The organism is Halomonas sp. KG2, assembly GCA_030440445.1.
In the GTDB taxonomy this organism is placed as follows: Bacteria; Pseudomonadota; Gammaproteobacteria; order Pseudomonadales; family Halomonadaceae; genus Vreelandella.
Genome location: CP098528.1, coordinates 1,246,853 through 1,264,851 on the forward strand (window position 1 = coordinate 1,246,853; position 17,999 = coordinate 1,264,851).

At 51.6% G+C, this 17,999-nt stretch carries 14 protein-coding genes and 2 tRNA genes; 11 read left to right on the forward strand and 5 right to left on the reverse strand.

Annotation, left to right across the window (positions count from 1 at the left end):
- Positions 1–247: 247 nt before the first annotated feature.
- Positions 248–670, reverse strand: coding sequence for a hypothetical protein (locus tag NDQ72_05715; protein WKD29446.1), 423 nt, complete (start codon positions 668–670; stop codon positions 248–250).
- The gene (locus NDQ72_05720; GenBank protein WKD29447.1) at positions 654–1,334 is read right to left on the reverse strand and encodes a helix-turn-helix domain-containing protein; all 681 of its coding nucleotides are present in this window, start codon (positions 1,332–1,334) and stop codon (positions 654–656) included. Before NDQ72_05720 ends, NDQ72_05715 begins: the two co-directional genes overlap by 17 nt.
- A gap of 414 nt (positions 1,335–1,748) precedes the next feature.
- Here NDQ72_05720 and NDQ72_05725 point away from each other — a divergent pair, with 414 nt between their 5' ends.
- Entirely contained in the window at positions 1,749–2,327 is a 579-nt protein-coding gene (locus tag NDQ72_05725) for a hypothetical protein (protein ID WKD29448.1), read from the forward strand.
- Between the two features lie 23 nt (positions 2,328–2,350).
- Here NDQ72_05725 and NDQ72_05730 read toward each other — a convergent pair whose 3' ends face one another.
- Positions 2,351–2,875: a helix-turn-helix domain-containing protein gene (locus NDQ72_05730; GenBank protein ID WKD29449.1), complete on the reverse strand. Its 525-nt coding sequence runs from the start codon at positions 2,873–2,875 to the stop codon at positions 2,351–2,353.
- 283 nt (positions 2,876–3,158) lie between these two features.
- Between NDQ72_05730 and gltX the strand changes: the two genes are divergently transcribed.
- The 3 genes from gltX (at position 3,159) to NDQ72_05745 (ending at position 5,008) form a co-directional block, all read left to right on the forward strand.
- Positions 3,159–4,637: a glutamate--tRNA ligase gene (gene gltX, locus NDQ72_05735; GenBank protein WKD29450.1), complete on the forward strand. Its 1,479-nt coding sequence runs from the start codon at positions 3,159–3,161 to the stop codon at positions 4,635–4,637.
- A 137-nt stretch (positions 4,638–4,774) separates the two neighbouring features.
- Positions 4,775–4,850, forward strand: a tRNA-Ala gene (locus tag NDQ72_05740).
- A gap of 82 nt (positions 4,851–4,932) precedes the next feature.
- Positions 4,933–5,008: transfer RNA gene (locus tag NDQ72_05745), tRNA-Glu, on the forward strand.
- Between the two features lie 420 nt (positions 5,009–5,428).
- Here the strand turns inward: NDQ72_05745 and NDQ72_05750 are convergent.
- Together NDQ72_05750 and gltA are read right to left on the reverse strand one after the other, a co-directional pair.
- Positions 5,429–6,310, reverse strand: coding sequence for an NAD(P)-dependent oxidoreductase (locus NDQ72_05750; GenBank protein WKD29451.1), 882 nt, complete (start codon positions 6,308–6,310; stop codon positions 5,429–5,431).
- Between the two features lie 141 nt (positions 6,311–6,451).
- Positions 6,452–7,738 (reverse strand): citrate synthase, encoded by a 1,287-nt coding sequence (gltA, locus tag NDQ72_05755; GenBank protein WKD29452.1) that lies wholly within the window; start codon positions 7,736–7,738, stop codon positions 6,452–6,454.
- 486 nt (positions 7,739–8,224) lie between these two features.
- On the opposite strand from gltA, the gene sdhC reads away from it, so the two are divergent.
- From sdhC to lpdA, 7 genes are all read left to right on the forward strand, one after another.
- Positions 8,225–8,602, forward strand: coding sequence for a succinate dehydrogenase, cytochrome b556 subunit (sdhC, locus tag NDQ72_05760; GenBank protein WKD29453.1), 378 nt, complete (start codon positions 8,225–8,227; stop codon positions 8,600–8,602).
- Positions 8,596–8,943 carry a succinate dehydrogenase, hydrophobic membrane anchor protein gene (gene sdhD, locus NDQ72_05765; protein ID WKD29454.1) on the forward strand — a complete coding sequence of 116 codons (348 nt, stop codon included), beginning with the start codon at positions 8,596–8,598 and terminating at the stop codon, positions 8,941–8,943. The genes sdhC and sdhD overlap by 7 nt, the downstream gene beginning before the upstream one ends.
- A gap of 3 nt (positions 8,944–8,946) precedes the next feature.
- Complete coding sequence (sdhA, locus tag NDQ72_05770) at positions 8,947–10,719, forward strand: succinate dehydrogenase flavoprotein subunit (GenBank protein ID WKD29455.1); 1,773 nt, start codon at positions 8,947–8,949, stop codon at positions 10,717–10,719.
- A 27-nt stretch (positions 10,720–10,746) separates the two neighbouring features.
- Positions 10,747–11,457, forward strand: a complete 711-nt coding sequence (locus NDQ72_05775) for a succinate dehydrogenase iron-sulfur subunit (protein ID WKD29456.1) — start codon at positions 10,747–10,749, stop codon at positions 11,455–11,457.
- A 434-nt stretch (positions 11,458–11,891) separates the two neighbouring features.
- Positions 11,892–14,726: a 2-oxoglutarate dehydrogenase E1 component gene (locus tag NDQ72_05780; protein ID WKD30355.1), complete on the forward strand. Its 2,835-nt coding sequence runs from the start codon at positions 11,892–11,894 to the stop codon at positions 14,724–14,726.
- Positions 14,727–14,764: 38 nt separating this feature from the next.
- Positions 14,765–16,330, forward strand: coding sequence for a 2-oxoglutarate dehydrogenase complex dihydrolipoyllysine-residue succinyltransferase (gene odhB, locus NDQ72_05785; GenBank protein ID WKD29457.1), 1,566 nt, complete (start codon positions 14,765–14,767; stop codon positions 16,328–16,330).
- A 114-nt stretch (positions 16,331–16,444) separates the two neighbouring features.
- The gene (lpdA, locus tag NDQ72_05790) at positions 16,445–17,884 is read left to right on the forward strand and encodes a dihydrolipoyl dehydrogenase (protein WKD29458.1); all 1,440 of its coding nucleotides are present in this window, start codon (positions 16,445–16,447) and stop codon (positions 17,882–17,884) included.
- The last annotated feature ends 115 nt before the right edge of the window (positions 17,885–17,999 follow it).

A 17,999-nucleotide genomic window follows, 5' to 3' on the forward strand; every position in this document is an offset into this window, starting at 1 on the left:
GGGAGTCGTTGGCGAGCGATTGTACGCAAAAAGCGGGTTTGAGTACAAAGCAAGTGCATGGATAACCCAAGTTGACCAAGGTGTTCTTAGGATGATGCCCAAGGGCACTAGAAACCGCAGGTGTTGCACTTATTAGCTGAATTCAGAATTACAGCTATTGAGACCCGACAAGGGGTCGCTTTGAAGGTTTGGGGGCATAGTTCAGACCATGCATTGACGATAGAAGCGGTGAAGAGCTGTTTTGTCGCTAATTAGCGCCTTTTTTACGGCCTTTGAGTTTAGCGGGCTTCTTGCAAGGCAGGTCGTAATGCATTGGGCCTGGGGCGTCTAAGACTTCTCTTGATATGGTAGGCCACCATTCTATTAGGCGCACAGCGGTTTCCCACGCTTTGACCCTTTTCCAGTCGTTACCCAGGTTGATCGTGGTAATTCCACAGTTCTCAAAGGCCAGCCTTTCTGGGTCACCTTTTTTGAAGCGATCTTTGGAGATAATCACCCAGCTTTTGTCGGATTGCTTGAGCTGTTCTAGCCATGCTTCATCCGGCATGCCAGGGCCGCCGTTGACGTCTCGGGCATGCATGACGGTGTGATTCTCACTGCAGAGTTTTGCTAGATGGTTGAGTGCGTTGGCAATGTGAGGGCTGATATTTTCGTCAATGAAGAAGTGCACCCGATAAAATCCTTTCTTCGAATTTAACGGCGCGCTCAACTTCCTCTTGCGTCACATCATACGCACGGGCTGCATCTTCTGCGCTGCCTTCTACTTCGGCTGCTTGGGCCAGTGTGCTGGTGGGCATGTGGCTAGGCAGCACGATGGGCTTGCCGAAGGCAAAGCGTGGGTCGATCACGATGCTGGGGTCTTCGGGATCCGGATGCCAGCGCACAGGATCTCCCTCTGCATTGAATTCGATGCCTGCCCTTAGTGAAGGCACTATCACATCTTCAAATGCGTTTTGGCGCTTAACCAGGTCAATCACTGCTGTTTCGCCGTTTTCTTCCAGTGCCTTCAGGAATACCTTTTGGCCATCGGTACACAGCTGGGGATTGATGAGTGGGTAATCCCGCTGCAGTAACTCGCTGAGCTCATGCAATGCTTCACGGATGACCGATAAGCTCACATTGTGGCTACGGAATTTAGCCACGGCACGGAGTTCCAGCAAGTCTTTAAAGCTGAGGGTGTCTTCTGCGCCTAACGCTTGGGGTTCGGGTTCCCAGAGTGGCCCCTTGGTCGACCGCGCAGGCATGAGCCAGCGGCGAATCTTATCCGCTTCTACGCCAATCAAGCGCTCTGCTTGCTTGGGGCTGTAAAGCCCGATGTTAGTGAATGCGGTCATGATCTACCCCCCAGCGTAGCGCTAGGTGTGAAATATAGCGGCTTGAATGTGGTGTCTTTTGGAGTGTTTTACTCTGTTGTACATGGCTATAGTCTGACACTTTAAGTGAACAGCGCAAGGGGTATCCGCCGTACAAGGTGTCATGCTGGTGGTTATTTCGGTTGAAGCCAGTAGGCAACAGGGTAACGTTGATCTTGTGATTTTTACCTAGATTCGGGGTGAGGTCGATATCGATCACGGCCTCAGGCAAATTCGCGACAAAATGGCAGAGAGTTTTAGTTTGCCGTGCTATTCACGTTTAGTTTTCGTATAACTCCTTTGAGCCCTGCAGCACTTTGCTTCTTTGTGCGGTCTTATTCAATGTGATGAGGGCTAGGCAGTGGTAAGCTGATATTTCGTTGTTGAGGAGTCTCTATGCATAAGACACTAGGTGGTATCCGTTTAGTGTTGGTGAGCGTGCTGCTGGCTGGTTGTGGCGGTCAGGAGGAGGATTTGCCCCCAGAGTCGCCTGAGTCAGTCGTTGAAATGCCTAGCCCACAACAAAGCGCCGAGCCACAGGAAGTGGTTGAACCTCTCGTTGTAGCCATTTCGGCTAGCGCCTCTCTGCGCTCTGATCGTCGTTTAATGGTAGAAGGCGAAACCAACTTACCGGACGGCGCTCTTATTCAGGTAACTATTGAGCGTGAGATAAGCCGAGTGCGTTGGCAGGAACGTACCAGTGTTTTACAAGGGCGGTTTAATGCTGGCCCCTTTGGTTCTGGCAGTGGCTTACCGGATGGGCGATATATTGTGCAGGTTCAGCTTTCAGAAGCAGCCGTGCAGCCAGAAGCGGTTCAGGCACGCATTGGCAGTGAAGGGGAGCATTTAGCTGGCGAGCTGGTTAGTCAAACTCGCCATGGATTAGGGCAGGTTGCCACCTACTCGCGCAGTTTCTTAGTGGGCAGTGAACCAAGACGTACGCGCGACCAGGTGGACGTAGTTGAAGAAATGTAGGACGTGGGGGGGATAAAGATGCTTTAGGCAGGAGACCAGTGTGCTAGCAGTACCGCATGTATGGTGGTGTCACTGGGCGCTTTAGCAAAATGCTCAATAACATAACCTTGTTCTTGCTGGATCAGATAATGACCAGCTTTGTGAAACACATGGGTAGGGCCTAATAGCACTAAGTCGCCTGCTGACACCGGTGAGAAATCCGTTTCTTGGCCGGGGGTTGCCATGATGCAGGGAGCTTTCCAGTCAATCTTTAGCGGCAGATAATGCGGCACCGTCATCATAGTTGCCTGAACCTGTTCCCAGGGGAGGGGGCCAGTATGTGTCAGGGTCAACAGAGGGGCGGCGCTGTCACCTTCTAGTAGGGTTGCCAAAGAGCAATCAAGGGCATCGGCGAGCGCAACAAGGCGTTCGTGGCCGATTTGTTTGATAGCACCGGATTCCCAGTAAGAAATGGTGACATCTGATACGCCTACTTTACGTGCGAGGGCAGCTTTGTTGAGCTTGGCCCGAAGCCGCAGTTGCTTTATACGTGAGCCTAGCGATTCCATTTCATTTTCCTATCGTTGAGCTAAACAAGCTCGTTGAGTGACTTCCACCCTATTCGGCGGCGCTCTGTGCATACTAGAAATTGCGAGGCGTTCTCAAGTATGAACACGAATCATAGGGCTGCGCCATACTAAGCGATTGTGCTTTAACGCGCATCTTCCTATTAGTGAGCCTCCAACTTCTGATCAGACGCTTTTAAGTCAAACTCGTTCCCTGCAAGGTACTGCTGGTTGCCTTAAGGGTGCGTATAATGCCGAGACGCTTTATTGCCAAAAGGACATTTTGATGACCGTTCGTACTCGTATCGCGCCTTCTCCAACGGGTGATCCGCATGTAGGTACTGCTTATATTGCGCTGTTTAATCTCTGTTTTGCGCGCCAGCATGGTGGCCAGTTCATTCTGCGCATTGAAGACACCGATCGGGTTCGGTCTACCGCTGAATCAGAACAGATGATTTTAGATTCATTACGTTGGCTGGGGCTGGAGTGGGATGAGGGCCCTGATGTGGGCGGCCCTCACGGCCCGTATCGGCAAAGCGAGCGTGGTGATATCTACGCCCAGTACGCCCAGCAGCTTATGGATGCAGGGCATGCCTTTAAGTGTTACCGCACCAGTGAAGAGTTGGATGAACTGCGGGAAGCTCGCAAAGCGGCGGGTATGCACTTGGCTTTGAAACCCGTTGACTTAGCGTTAGCTGCGGATGAGCAGGCTCGTCGTGAGCAGGAAGGCTGGCCTTATGTCGTTCGCATGAAGGTACCGAGCACCGGCGTTTGTGTGGTGAACGATATGTTGCGCGGCACAATCGAAGTTGAATGGGCGCAAGTTGATGCTCAAATTCTGCTGAAGTCGGATGGCATGCCTACCTATCATCTGGCAAACGTGGTTGATGATCACCTGATGAACATTACCCATGTGCTGCGTGGCGAAGAGTGGATTAATTCAGCGCCTAAGCATCAGTTACTTTATGAATACTTCGGCTGGGAAATGCCGCAGTTGTGCCATATGCCGCTACTGCGCAACCCCGATAAGTCCAAGCTATCCAAGCGCAAAAACCCAACGTCGATTAACTATTATCGGCGCATGGGGTTCTTGCCTCAGGCGGTCACTAATTACTTAGGCCGTATGGGTTGGTCGATGCCTGACGAGCGTGAGAAGTTTAGCTTGTCAGATATGATGGCTGAGTTTGATATTCAGCGAGTATCGTTAGGTGGACCGGTGTTTGATTTGGAAAAATTGACCTGGTTGAACGGCGTTTATATTCGTGAAGACTTAGATGACGATGCGCTACTTCAAGCGCTTCGGGAATGGGCATTCAATGAAGAGTACGTGAAACAAATACTTCCTCAGGTGCGTCCTCGTGTGGAAACCCTTTCCCAAGTAATTCCTCTGGCGGGGCACTTTTTCTCTGGGCTGCCTGCGCTAACGGAAAACGACTTCGATAGCGTGAAGCTTGAGAAAGAAGAGCTGGTTAAGCTGCTGCAATTCTTGGTGTGGCGCTTTGAAGCCGTGCCAGCATGGACGAAAGAGGTGCTCTTGGCTGAAGTTAAACTGCTTGCTGAGCATTTCGATATTAAGATGAAGGCTTTCCTAGCCCCTGTTTTTATTGCCATTACGGGCAGTACGTCGAGCACCTCTGTAATGGATGCCATGGCGATCTTAGGTTCCGACGTGACGCGAGCACGGCTACGTAGTGCCATTGACGTATTAGGCGGTGTTTCTAAGAAGCAAGCCAAACGCTTTGAAAAAGAGTTTCGTGATCTCTAATGTCTAGTTGATGTTTAGGACTTGGCGCTAGCGGGCTTTCCAAAGGTGCCTGTAATACGAGTACTTGAAAAGGGTGCTTGAAAGGCTTGACGAAGGCGGGCGTAATCAGTAACATACGCTCCGTCTTCGAGACATGTGGGGCCTTAGCTCAGCTGGGAGAGCGCAACACTGGCAGTGTTGAGGTCAGCGGTTCGATCCCGCTAGGCTCCACCAATATCGAAAACTCTGGTTGTCAATTTTCAATACAAAGTTTTCAATATGGCGTCTCAAGGCCGTATTTGTTTAGGTTAATAACGTCCCATTCGTCTAGTGGTCTAGGACACCGCCCTTTCACGGCGGTAACAGGGGTTCGAACCCCCTATGGGACGCCATCTCCTACTTCCCCAAAATTTATTTGCAGATTTATTGTCGGCAAACATTTCTCAAGATACGCATTTTAATTAAAGGCAATGAGGCAACTCATCTGTCGGTTTTTGCGTTCCCGTTATTATGGCCATTGGCTGAAATCATTCTCATTTCAATCGTTTTTGGGCGATTTTGTGCTTGACTTGTCCACTTTTGCAAGTTTGCGGAAGGGGTTGTGCACAACCCTGGGCTGTTGTCTCAAAAAATCAGTGATTTAGCATTATTTCTTTTAAATCAATAAGTTACATTAGGTTAAAAAATGATCAATTTAAGGCTGGGTCACTGTTCATGGCGATTGTGGGACGTTTTGTAGTGGTTGTGAACAGGGTTATCCACAGATAGTGTGGAAAACCCTTTTCAAGATCGAGACGCTTAAAAGTCAAGCATTATTCTGGCTTTTGGAGGCGCTTTAAAAGCGACGAAGTGTCCCAGCGTCCTCCATCCATGCGTTGCACATCAGCATAAAATTGGTCAACAAGGGCGGTTACGGGTAGCGTGGCACTCAGTCGACGAGCTTGCTCTAAACAAATGCCTAAATCTTTGCGCATCCAGTCCACTGCAAAGCCATGATTGTACTCATTGGCAATCATCGTTTTGTGGCGGTTTTCCATCTGCCATGAACCAGCGGCACCCTTGGATACCACATCAATTACCTGTTGTTGATCCAGCCCTGCTTGTTCGGCGAAATGGAGACCTTCGGCAAGACCTTGTACCAAGCCAGCAATACAAATCTGGTTAACCATTTTAGTAAGCTGGCCACTGCTAGCGCTGCCCATCAGTGTGACGGCGCGAGCGTAGTGATTAAGGATAGGGAGGACAGCGTCAAAGTGTGTCTGTTCACCACCACACATAATCGTCAGTGCGCCATTTTCAGCCCCTTGCTGCCCGCCGGAGACGGGGGCGTCTAAAAAGGCTACACCTTGCTCGCGGCAGGTGGTGTCTAGTTCCAGAGCAAGGTCTGCAGAGGCAGTCGTGTGGTCGATGAGATAGGTGCCGGTTGTCATGCTGCTTAGCACGCCGTCGGTGCCGGTAGTTACTTGCCTGACGTCGTCGTCATTACCTACGCATATCAAAACAAGGTCAGCGCCGTCAGCGGCTTCTCTAGGGGTGGCGTGTGCAGTGCCGCCATACTCGTTTGCCCAGGCATCTGCTTTACTGCTTGTGCGGTTGTAAACACGCGTTGTAAGGCCTTGTTTGGCAAGATGGCCTGCCATGGGGTAGCCCATAACGCCCAGGCCAATAAAAGCAACAGTAGTGATGGTTCGCATAGAGCACCTTGTGGGTGTGTGATGAGTATTAGGGATGTGGAATATTTTGTGTGAGTAATAAAAAAAGAATTTACGATAAGCAAAAGGCCACCCGTGGGTGGCCTTTTATTATCCTAGTGACGCTACGTTGTTACCGTGGCGTTATTTTTTAGGATAATCGCGCATGTCGTGGCCAATATACAGCTGGCGCGGGCGGCCAATTTTGTAGCTTTCGCTGAGCATTTCATGCCAGTGAGAGATCCAGCCAATGGTGCGAGATACCGCGAAAATAACGGTAAACATATTGGTCGGTATGCCCATGGCTTTGAGAATGATGCCAGAGTAGAAGTCGACGTTTGGATACAGCTTGCGCTCAATAAAGTACTCATCTTCAAGGGCGATTTGCTCAAGGCGCTTGGCGATTTTGAGCTGCGGGTCGTCAGCTAAGCCAAGCTCAGCAAGGACTTCATCACAGGTCTCTTTCATTACTTTGGCGCGCGGGTCAAAGTTGCGATATACGCGGTGCCCAAAGCCCATCAGCTTGAAGGGATCATCTTTATCTTTTGCTTTGTCGACAAAGCGCTGAATGTTTTCTTCAGAGTCGTCGCCAATTTCATCAAGCATATTCAGTACGGCTTCGTTGGCGCCGCCGTGTGCAGGACCCCAAAGTGCCGCAATACCGGCGCTGATACAGGCAAAGGGGTTGGCGCCGGTTGAGCCTGCTAAGCGTACTGTAGAGGTCGAGGCGTTTTGCTCATGATCCGCGTGCAACATAAAGATGCGGTCCATGGCTTTCGCGTATACCGGATTGATTTTGTACTCTTCGCACGGGTTGCTGAACATCATGTAGAGGAAGTTTTCTGCATAGCTCAGGTCGTTGCGGGGGTAGTTGAACGGCTGGCCAACATTATACTTGTGCGACATTGCGGCCAGGGTCGGCATTTTTGCAATGAGGCGAATAGCGCTGATCACGCGATCTTCTTCTTGGGTGATGTCCATGTGGTCATGGTAGAAAGCAGCTAGGCCGCCAACGACGCCACAAAGAATAGACATTGGGTGCGCATCGCGGCGGAACCCTTTGAAGAAATTGTTGATTTGGTCGTGCACCATGGTGTGGTTACGAATGCGCGACTCGAAATCTGCATACTGTTCATCGTTAGGCAGCTCACCGAATAGCAGGGTGTAGCATACCTCGACAAAATTAGACTCTTTGGCCAGTTGGTCGATAGGGTAGCCGCGGTGTAGCAGCACGCCCTTTCCGCCATCAATATAAGTGATAGCGGACTGGCAGGAAGAGGTGGCCATGAAGCCGGGATCGTAGGTAAACAGGCCTTCAGCACCTAAGCCGCGTACGTCGATGACGTCGGGGCCAAGTGTGCCGGAATACATGGGTAGTTCGATCGATTTTTCTAGACCGTCTACCGTCAATGTCGCTTTCCTGTCAGCCATGCTGGCCTCCTTTCGAATTCGGTTTGGGACGTAATGTCGTTGTTTCGCATACCGCGCCGGCGAAAAGGCTCGCCTACTATAGAAGTGTGCGACATTTTGTCAATTAGCCTAAGCGCTAGGTATCCTTGTACAGTTATTGTTGTGTTGGATAATCTTTGTATATGATGAGTATGGAGTTCGTGGTGGAGGCGTCAGGGGGTTGACGACACGTTAACGGACTTATCAAACCATCAATCTCCTGTCACTATAACCATGCTGCAACGCAAAATCGACTCAGGTTGACCTCAATTTTCTTGCACCATAGTCGAGTTAAGCTTGAGTTCGGTTTGTCAGCAGGGGCGAAGGTTCTTATAATCCACGGCGCGCGACCGGCAGGTAGGAGGTCGTGCTCGACTTGGCAACGGCCGAGCCCCTTCCAGCAACCACTGCCCGCTCGGGCCATGCCCGACCTGTCGCAGAGCGGGCCAAGAGAGTGTGTATAACGCCGTGAATAGCAAACGACCCGTAAACTTAGACCTTACTACGATACATTTCCCACTACCGGCGCTAACGTCGATTACACACCGTATTACGGGTGTCATCCTCTTCGTTGGCCTGATCTTCGCTTTTTGGGCGCTGGGTAAATCACTATCGTCTCCGGCTGGCTTTGATGCCGTCAGCAACGCATTGGCCAATAACTTTTTCGCCAAGTTCATTGCCTGGGGATTGTTATCCGCATTGGCATTCCATTTTGTAGCAGGCATTAAACACCTGTTGATGGATGCGGATATCGGCGTGACCCTAGAAGGTGGCGTGAAAAAAGCACAAATCACTGTTGTCGTCAGTGTCGTTCTGATCATCCTGGCAGGAGTTTGGGTATGGTAACCAACATCACAAGTTTTGGCCGTAGCGGATTATCCGATTGGCTAATGCAGCGCGTTTCAGCGGTAATCCTGGCTGTATATACCGTCTTTATCGTCGCCTACCTGCTGCTCAATCCTAATCTGGATTACTACGCTTGGAGTGGACTGTTCGATCAAACTTGGATGCGTATTTTCTCGCTGCTCGCATTTGTTTCCATTGCAGCGCACGCCTGGATCGGTTTGTGGACGGTCACCACCGATTATCTCAAGTCCACTCGCCTGCGCGTGGGTGCCCAGACTCTGATTATTCTGGCCATCTTCGTATATCTGGTGTGGGGCATTCAAATTCTGTGGGGAGCTTGATACATGTCTAACCTTCGTAGCCTGACATTTGACGCCATTATCATCGGTGGCGGTGGCTCTGGCTTACGTGCTGCTTTAGAACTTGCCAAATCTGGTAAAAAGACAGCCGTACTGTCCAAAGTGTTCCCGACACGCTCTCACACGGTTTCTGCCCAGGGTGGTATTACTTGTGCCATCGCATCGTCAGATCCGAACGATGATTGGCGCTGGCACATGTACGACACTGTTAAAGGCGGCGACTACATTGCCGACCAAGACGCAGCTGAGTACATGTGTTCAGAAGGCCCGAAAGCGGTGTTTGAGCTTGAGCACATGGGGCTGCCGTTCTCGCGCTTTGATAATGGCCGTATTTATCAGCGTCCGTTTGGTGGTCAGTCGAAAAACTTCGGCGAAGGCGGTCAGGCGGCACGTACCTGCGCAGCCGCTGACCGTACTGGCCACGCACTGCTTCACACGCTCTACCAAAACAACCTCAAGAACAACACCACGTTCTTGAATGAGTGGTACGCGGTAGATCTGGTGAAAAACAGCAACGGTGATGTGGTTGGTTGTATCGCCATGTGCATCGAAACGGGCGAAGTTGTCCACGTTAAATCGAAAGCCACTGTTCTGGCCACGGGTGGTGCAGGTCGTATCTACGCCTCTACTACTAATGCCTTGATCAATACTGGCGATGGTATCGGCATGGCGCTACGTGCTGGCTTCCCGATGCAGGACATGGAAATGTGGCAGTTCCACCCGACCGGTATTTATGGTGCGGGTACGCTGGTCACTGAAGGTTGCCGTGGTGAAGGTGGTTACCTGATCAATAAAGATGGCGAACGCTTCATGGAACGCTATGCGCCGAACGCCAAAGACTTGGCAGGCCGTGACGTTGTTGCACGTTCAATGGTCATGGAAATTCTGGAAGGTCGTGGTTGTGGCGAGAAGGGCGATCACGTCTTCTTGAAGCTTGATCACCTGGGTGAAGAAGTTCTTGGTAAGCGCCTGCCGGGTATCGTTGAGCTGTCGAAAACGTTTGCTCACGTTGATCCTGCAAAAGATCCGATTCCTGTCGTGCCGACTTGCCACTACATGATGGGCGGTATCCCGACCAATATTCATGGTCAGGCAATTACCCAGGACGAAAGCGGCAACGATCATATCGTTAACGGTTTGTTTGCTTGTGGTGAAGCGGCGTGTGTATCGGTTCACGGTGCTAACCGCTTGGGCGGTAACTCACTGCTGGATCTGGTGGTCTTCGGTCGTGCGGCGGGTATGTTTATTGAAGGCGCGCTGAACGAAGGTATTGATTACCTGGATGCTTCTGAATCTGATATCGAATCAGCGATGAAACGTATTACGCGCTGGAATGAATCGGAAGGTGGCGAGAGCATACCTGAGCTTAAAGCAGAGCTCCAAGACATCATGCAGACCTCTTTCGGTGTATTCCGTGAAGAGAAGAATATGCAGGAAGGTGTCAAAAAACTGGCGGATCTGCGCAGCCGTATTGCCAACGCGCACCTGCCTGACAAGTCCAATGCGTTCAACACGGCGCGTGTTGAAGCTTTAGAACTTGATAACCTAATGGAAGTGGCAGAAGCAACGGCGATTGCTGCCCTTGAGCGTAATGAGAGCCGTGGTGCGCACTCGCGCTACGACTATCCTGACCGTGATGATGTCAACTGGCTGAAGCACTCGCTTTACTTCCCGGCCACGAAAGAGCTGAAGAAGCGCGACGTTAACTTCAAGCCGAAAACTGTTGATACATTCGAGCCTAAGGTTCGCACCTACTAATCTCTGCACTGACGAGAGGGAGTCACCATGTCTAACCTTCAGGTATCCGTATACCGCTACAATCCGGAAACCGACTCCGCGCCTTATATGCAGGAGTTCCAGGTCGATACCAAAGGCCGCGATCTGATGGTGCTGGATGTTCTGCATCTGATGAAAGAGCAGGATAGCGGACTTGCGTTCCGTCGCAGCTGCCGTGAGGGCGTATGCGGTTCCGATGGCATGAACATGAACGGTAAAAACGGCTTGGCATGTATTACGCCGCTGTCAGATGTTGTGAAAGGCAATAAGCTGACCTTGCGCCCATTGCCGGGTCTGCCGGTTATCCGCGATATGGTTGTGGATATGGGGCTGTTCTATAAGCAGTACGAGCGCATTCAGCCGTACTTGCAGAACGATGAGCCTGCACCGGCGATTGAGCGTCTGCAATCACCAGAAGAGCGCGACAAGCTAGATGGCCTGTATGAGTGTATTCTTTGTGCATGCTGCTCTACGTCATGCCCATCGTTCTGGTGGAATCCAGACAAGTTTGTCGGTCCGGCTGGTTTGCTTCAGTCTTATCGCTTTCTTGCAGATACACGTGACACGGCTACTCGCGAACGTCTTACTAGCCTGGAAGATCCGTTCTCCGTGTTCCGTTGCCGCGGCATCATGAATTGCGTTGCGGTTTGTCCAAAAGGACTAAATCCGACCCGTGCAATTGGTAAAATTCGTGAAATGTTGTTGGCTGATGCGACGTAAACGCCTAATCCTATGAAAAAAATGCGATCGCTACGTAAGTTGCTGCACAAAGCCACTTAAATCGTGGCGCTTCGCTTGTTATCATAGGGGCGTTAGGTGGTGCGGCGACGCGTCGCACCACCTAACCAGTCAAGTTTAAAAGCCGGTGCCGCAAGTACCGGCTTTTGAGCATGAACTGATTGAGTATGACTAGATAAAAGAAGCCTTCGTATTAACGTAGTAAGTAGACGAAGGTATAATAGTACGTAGTGAAACAGAGCGTACTGAAGTGGTAAGTAGTGAAAATGTAGTACTTACAGCTAGTATGAATAGGGCTTCCGGCCTCCGGTCGGCGCCGCCGGCATATGTCCCGCCCCGCCGGCAGGGCAATAGCGATGTCGTTGCGCGATTGCAGCGATACCGATACCACCCCATCAGTGCAGGGTGACCGAGAGATGCAACAAGGCATAATGGAGTTGATGTGGCGTTCCTCTCACGTTAGTGGTGGCAATGTCCACTACGTGGAAGCGCTTTATGAGCAGTACCTCGCCGATCCTGATTCTGTCTCAGATGAATGGCGCAGCTATTTTGATCAGTTGCCTCGTTCTGAGGGCAGTGCCTCCCACGATGTTCCACTAAGCCCCACTCGTGATCAGTTCTACCAACTGGGTCGTGAAAGTCGCCCAGGCCGGGTAGCCGCCGCCTCCGATAGCGGTGAGAATAAAAAGCAGGTGAAGGTCCTGCAGCTGATTAACGCATACCGCTTTCGTGGTCATCAGAAGGCCAATATCGACCCGCTAGGACTGCGTAATCCCACCCCCGTCCCAGACCTCGATCTGTCATTTCATCAGCTTTCCAAGGCTGATCTTGACACCGAGTTCCAGACCGGTTCGTTTTTTCTAGGTATTGATAAAGCACCGCTGCGTGAGATTGTTGATGCGCTGGAGCAGACCTATTGTCGCTCTATCGGTTGCGAGATCATGCACATTGTCGATACCGAAGAGAAACGTTGGTTGCAACGGCGTTTTGAATCGGTGCGCAGTGCGCCGAAATTCAGCGACGATGTGCGTAAGCATGTGCTTGAGCGCCTTACCGCTGCCGAAGGTTTGGAAAATTACTTAGCATCTAAATATCCAGGTACCAAACGCTTCGGTCTTGAAGGTGGTGAATCATTTGTTCCGATGATGGACGAGTTGATTCAGCGCTCCGGCGGCTATGGCACTAAAGAAGTTGTTATTGGCATGGCTCACCGTGGCCGTTTGAACCTGTTGGTTAATATTCTAGGGAAAAATCCCGCTGAATTGATCGACGAGTTCGACGGTAAAAAGGTGATCGAGCGTGGTTCTGGTGATGTGAAATATCACCAAGGCTTCAGCTCTAACGTCATGTCGCCAGGTGGCGAAGTTCACTTGGCAATGTCGTTTAACCCGTCGCATTTGGAAATTGTTGCGCCGGTAGTAGAAGGTTCGGTACGCGCACGTCAAGATCGCCGTAATGATGAAGAGGGCAGCAAAGTACTGCCAATTAACGTTCATGGCGATGCAGCGTTTGCTGGTCAGGGCGTGGTCATGGAGACATTCCAGATGTCTCAAACCCGTGCCTACAAAACCGGTGGCACAGTACACATCGTGATTAATAACCAAGTGGGCTTTACGACGTCGAACCCCTTGGACGCGCGATCCACCGAATACTGTACTGACATCGCTAAGATGGTTCAGGCGCCGATTTTTCATGTTAACGGCGATGATCCTGATGCGGTTATCCATGCGACCCAAGTGGCGTTGGATTACCGTCAACAGTTTAAGAAAGACGTTGTTATTGATCTGGTGTGCTACCGTCGCCGCGGCCACAACGAGGCCGACGAGCCATCGGGTACCCAACCGATGATGTACGCCAAGATTAAAGATCACCCTTCTTCGCGTTCACTCTATGCGAAGCGTCTGGTCGAGCAGGGCGTATTGTCAGAAGAAGACGCTAAGGCAATGGTTGAAACCTACCGCGATGATCTTGTGGCAGGCAATCACGTAGCCAATGCCTTGGTGCAGGAGCCTAATACATCACTCTTTGTGGATTGGGCACCCTACCTGGGGCATGAGTGGACCGGTAATGCAGACACTACCTTCGATATGAAGCGTCTGCAGCAGCTGGCTGCGAGAATGTGTGAGGTTCCTGATGGCGTCGAAGTACAGCGCCAAGTCGCTAAAATCTATGAAGACCGTCGCAAAATGCAGGCGGGCGGCATGGGGCTTAACTGGGGCTTCGCTGAAACGCTAGCGTATGCCACGCTGCTTGATCAAGGGCATCCGATTCGTATTACCGGCCAGGATGTTGGTCGTGGGACGTTCTCTCACCGTCATGCGGTTATCCATAACCAGAAAGATGGTTCTACGTACGTACCGCTGCAGAATATGTCAGACGGTCAGCCGCGCTTCACCATTCACGACTCCTTCCTATCGGAAGAAGCGGTGTTGGCTTTTGAGTACGGCTACTCCACGACAGCACCGGGTGACTTAGTCATTTGGGAAGCCCAGTTTGGTGACTTCTTCAATGGTGCCCAAGTCGTGGTTGACCAGTTTATCTCTTCTGGTGAGACCAAATGGGGACGACTGTGTGGACTGACCATGCTGTTGCCGCATGGCTACGAAGGTCAGGGGCCAGAGCACTCCTCCGCGCGGTTAGAGCGCTTCTTGCAGCTGTGCGCTGAGCACAACATGCAGGTGTGTGTGCCGACGACGCCCGCACAGATTTATCATCTGATGCGACGTCAAGTCATTCGTCCGTTGCGTAAGCCACTGGTAATCATGTCGCCGAAGTCGCTACTGCGCCACAAAGAAGCGGTATCTAGCCTAGAAGATCTTGCTCACGGCAAGTTCTACATGGTGCTACCGGATCAGGCGAATCTTGAGGCAGAAAAGGTGACTCGCGTTATTATGTGTGCCGGTAAGGTGTACTACGACCTAGCCAACTGGCGTGCAGAAAACGAGCGTGATGACACGGCGATTATTCGTCTCGAGCAACTCTACCCCTTCCCGAAAGAAGAGCTTCTGGAAGTGCTCCAGGCGTATGCCAATGTGGAAGACATCGTGTGGTGCCAGGAAGAGCCGCTAAACCAGGGCGCTTGGTACTCAAGTCAGCACCACATGCGCGCCGTCGCCGATATGCTGAAAGATGGCCTCGGACGTGATTTGAAATTTGCAGGACGTCCTGCCTCTGCCGCACCGGCAGCAGGCTATATGTCCGTCCACACTGAACAGCAGCGCCAGCTGGTGGAAGACGCTTTTAACCTATAAGCGCCCACCGGGTTTAGAGAACATATAAGGGAAACGACATGGCTACTGATATCAAAGCGCCAACCTTTCCGGAATCCGTTGCCGAAGGCACTGTGGCTGCGTGGCATAAAAAGCCGGGTGACAGCGTCGAACGTGACGAGCTGATTGTTGAAATCGAAACCGACAAAGTGGTGCTAGAAGTCGTCGCACCGGAAGCGGGTACCCTGACTGACGTGATGGCAGAAGAAGGCGATACCGTTGAGTCAGAGCAAGTGTTAGGCAAAATCGGTGAAGGCAGCGCAGCAAGTGGCAAAGAAGATAAATCTTCTGATGATGCTAGTGCTAAAAAGCCTGCTGAGAAAAGCGAAGAGAAAAAAGCCAGCGGCGGTAACGGCGGTGGTAAGCAACATGACGTAAAAGCCCCAAGCTTCCCTGAGTCTATTCAGGAAGGCACCGTGGCAACGTGGCACAAGAAGGTAGGTGAAGCGGTTAAGCGCGATGAAGTGTTAGCCGACATCGAAACCGACAAAGTTGTGCTCGAAGTTGTCGCACCTGCCGACGGCGCACTGGCAGAAATTAAGGCCGAAGAAGGCAGCCAGGTTGAGTCCGAAGCGGTTCTGGCCATCTTTACCGAAGGTGCTGGTGGCGCCGGTGAAGAGAGCAGCAGTGCCTCTTCTTCAAGCGCTGCGGCTAGCGATGATGAAGGCGCTGATGAGAAGGTTGGCGATAAGATCCTAGCGCCGGCGGCACGCAAGATGGTTGCTGAGCATGATCTGGATGTTGCCAAGATTGAGGGCACCGGCAAAGGTGGCCGCATCTTGAAAGAAGACGTGCAAAAAGCCGTGAAAGATGGTTCTGCCAAAAAAGCAGCGAAATCTTCAGCGCCGGCGAAAGCAGCTGCCGCCGCACCGGCAGTGGAAGGTGATCGCGTCGAGAAGCGCGTTCCGATGACGCGCCTGCGTCAAACCATTGCTAAGCGTCTGGTTCAGGCGCAGCAAACGGCTGCCATGCTGACCACTTATAACGAAGTGGACATGACTGAAATCATGGCGCTTCGTGCGCAGTACAAAGATACGTTCCAGAAAACCCACGATATTAAACTGGGCTTTATGGGCTTCTTTGTAAAAGCCGCTTCTGAAGCACTCAAGCGCTTCCCGGATGTTAACGCCTCTATCGATGGTACCGATATCGTTTACCACGGTTATCAAGATATCGGCGTTGCGGTATCAACGGATCGTGGCTTGGTTGTACCGGTGCTACGTGATACCGATAGCATGAAAATTGCCGACGTTGAGCGCACCATTGTTGATTTCGGTAAGCGTGGTCGTGACGGTAAGCTGGGCATGGATGACATGATCGGTGGCACCTTCACTATCACTAACGGCGGTACATTTGGTTCTTTGATGTCGACCCCGATTATCAACCCACCTCAAACCGCTATCCTGGGTATGCATAAAATCCAGGATCGTCCAATGGCTGTGAATGGTAAGGTCGAGATTCGCCCGATGATGTATCTGGCGCTGTCCTACGACCACCGCATGATTGATGGTAAAGATGCGGTACGATTCTTGGTTACTATTAAAGAGCTGCTGGAAGACCCGGCTCGCTTGCTGCTGGACGTATAACGGAGCGCGCTGATCCGCCTCCTCTGCTGTATTAGCGTTCTAATGCAATCGCACCTTGCCTCCTGCCCGTTTTAAGTTCAAATGGGGGGAGGCAACCAAGCTAAAGGAGCCAACATGGCTGACAAGTTTGATGTGATCGTTATCGGTGCAGGTCCTGGTGGCTACGTAGCGGCTATCCGCGCTGCGCAGCTGGGCCTGAAAGCCGCCTGTGTTGAAAAATGGATTGGTAAAGAAGGCAATGTCGTTCACGGTGGTACGTGTTTGAACGTCGGTTGTATCCCGTCTAAAGCGTTGCTTGAAGCCTCGCACAAGTTCGTCGAAGCCAAGCACGATTTCGACGACATGGGTATTAATGCCGGTGACGTCACGATGGACGTCAAAAAAATGATGGCTCGCAAGGACAAGATCGTTAAGAACTTGACCGGCGGCATCTCTGGCTTGTTTAAAGCCAATGGTGTTACGGCTATTGAAGGCACCGGTAAAGTGGTTTCCGGTAAGCAAGTCGAAGTGACCGATCTAGACGGCAATACCACCACTTACGACGCTGATAACATCGTTGTTGCTGCAGGTTCCGTGCCGGTTGAAATTCCACCGACGCCGCTAACCGAAGGCTTGATTGTTGACTCTACCGGCGCGCTGGAATTCCAGGAAACGCCGAAGCGTTTAGGCGTTATTGGTGCTGGCGTTATCGGCCTAGAGCTGGGTAGCGTTTGGAACCGCTTAGGTTCTAAAGTGACTGTTCTGGAAGCGATGGATAGCTTCTTGCCGATGGTCGATACGGCGATCGCTAAAGAAACACAGAAACTGCTCAAAAAGCAGGGGCTGGATATTAAACTGGGCGCCCGCGTAACCGGCTCGGAATCCAATGGCGATGAAGTCATCGTTAAGTACACCGATGCCAATGGCGAACAGGAAATGACCTTCGACAAACTGATTGTTTGCGTTGGTCGCCGTCCGTACACCAAGGGTGTGATTGCCGATGGTGTGAGTGTTGAACTGGACGAACGTGGTTTTATCTTTGTTGATGACCAGTGCCGCACGAACGTACCCGGTGTTTATGCTATTGGTGACTGTGTGCGTGGCCCCATGCTGGCGCACAAAGCATCTGAAGAAGGCATCATGGTCGCTGATATCATCGCTGGCCACAAAGCCGAGATGAACTACGACACGATTCCGAACGTGATTTACACGTTCCCGGAAGTCGCTTGGGTCGGTATGACCGAGCAAGATGCCAAAGCGAAAGGCATTGAAGTTAAGACCGGTAGCTTCCCGTTCGCGGCAAGTGGTCGTGCGATGGCGAACAACGCCACCGAGGGTAGCGCCAAAATTATCGCCGATGCGGAAACCGACCGTATTCTCGGCATGCATATCGTTGGTCAGCACGCGGGTGAGATGATTGCCCAGGGCGTGATTGCAATGGAATTCGGCTCCAGCGCTGAAGACCTGGCTCTGACCTGCTATGCACACCCGACTATGTCGGAAGCTGTGCATGAAGCAGCTCTTGCGGTAGATGGCCATGCCATTCATATGGCTAACCGTAAGAAGCGCAAGTAATTCGCTAAGCAACAACCAAGCGCCACCGTCAGGTGGCGCAACACTTTCGGCTCTGTGAGAAATCAGCGGGGACGAAGGTACGGGGATGCCCCGCTCTTTTAAAGCAGCGGGTCAT

Excerpts from the sequence above, each read along its gene's own strand:
- NDQ72_05720 (WKD29447.1), bottom strand. The coding sequence starts at position 1,334 with ATGACCGCATTCACTAACATCGGGCTTTACAGCCCCAAGCAAGCAGAG.
- NDQ72_05725 (WKD29448.1), top strand. The coding sequence starts at position 1,749 with ATGCATAAGACACTAGGTGGTATCCGTTTAGTGTTGGTGAGCGTGCTG.
- NDQ72_05730 (WKD29449.1), bottom strand. The coding sequence starts at position 2,875 with ATGGAATCGCTAGGCTCACGTATAAAGCAACTGCGGCTTCGGGCCAAG.
- gltX (WKD29450.1), top strand. The coding sequence starts at position 3,159 with ATGACCGTTCGTACTCGTATCGCGCCTTCTCCAACGGGTGATCCGCAT.
- NDQ72_05750 (WKD29451.1), bottom strand. The coding sequence starts at position 6,310 with ATGCGAACCATCACTACTGTTGCTTTTATTGGCCTGGGCGTTATGGGC.
- gltA (WKD29452.1), bottom strand. The coding sequence starts at position 7,738 with ATGGCTGACAGGAAAGCGACATTGACGGTAGACGGTCTAGAAAAATCG.
- sdhD (WKD29454.1), top strand. The coding sequence starts at position 8,596 with ATGGTAACCAACATCACAAGTTTTGGCCGTAGCGGATTATCCGATTGG.
- sdhA (WKD29455.1), top strand. The coding sequence starts at position 8,947 with ATGTCTAACCTTCGTAGCCTGACATTTGACGCCATTATCATCGGTGGC.
- NDQ72_05775 (WKD29456.1), top strand. The coding sequence starts at position 10,747 with ATGTCTAACCTTCAGGTATCCGTATACCGCTACAATCCGGAAACCGAC.
- NDQ72_05780 (WKD30355.1), top strand. The coding sequence starts at position 11,892 with ATGCAACAAGGCATAATGGAGTTGATGTGGCGTTCCTCTCACGTTAGT.
- odhB (WKD29457.1), top strand. The coding sequence starts at position 14,765 with ATGGCTACTGATATCAAAGCGCCAACCTTTCCGGAATCCGTTGCCGAA.
- lpdA (WKD29458.1), top strand. The coding sequence starts at position 16,445 with ATGGCTGACAAGTTTGATGTGATCGTTATCGGTGCAGGTCCTGGTGGC.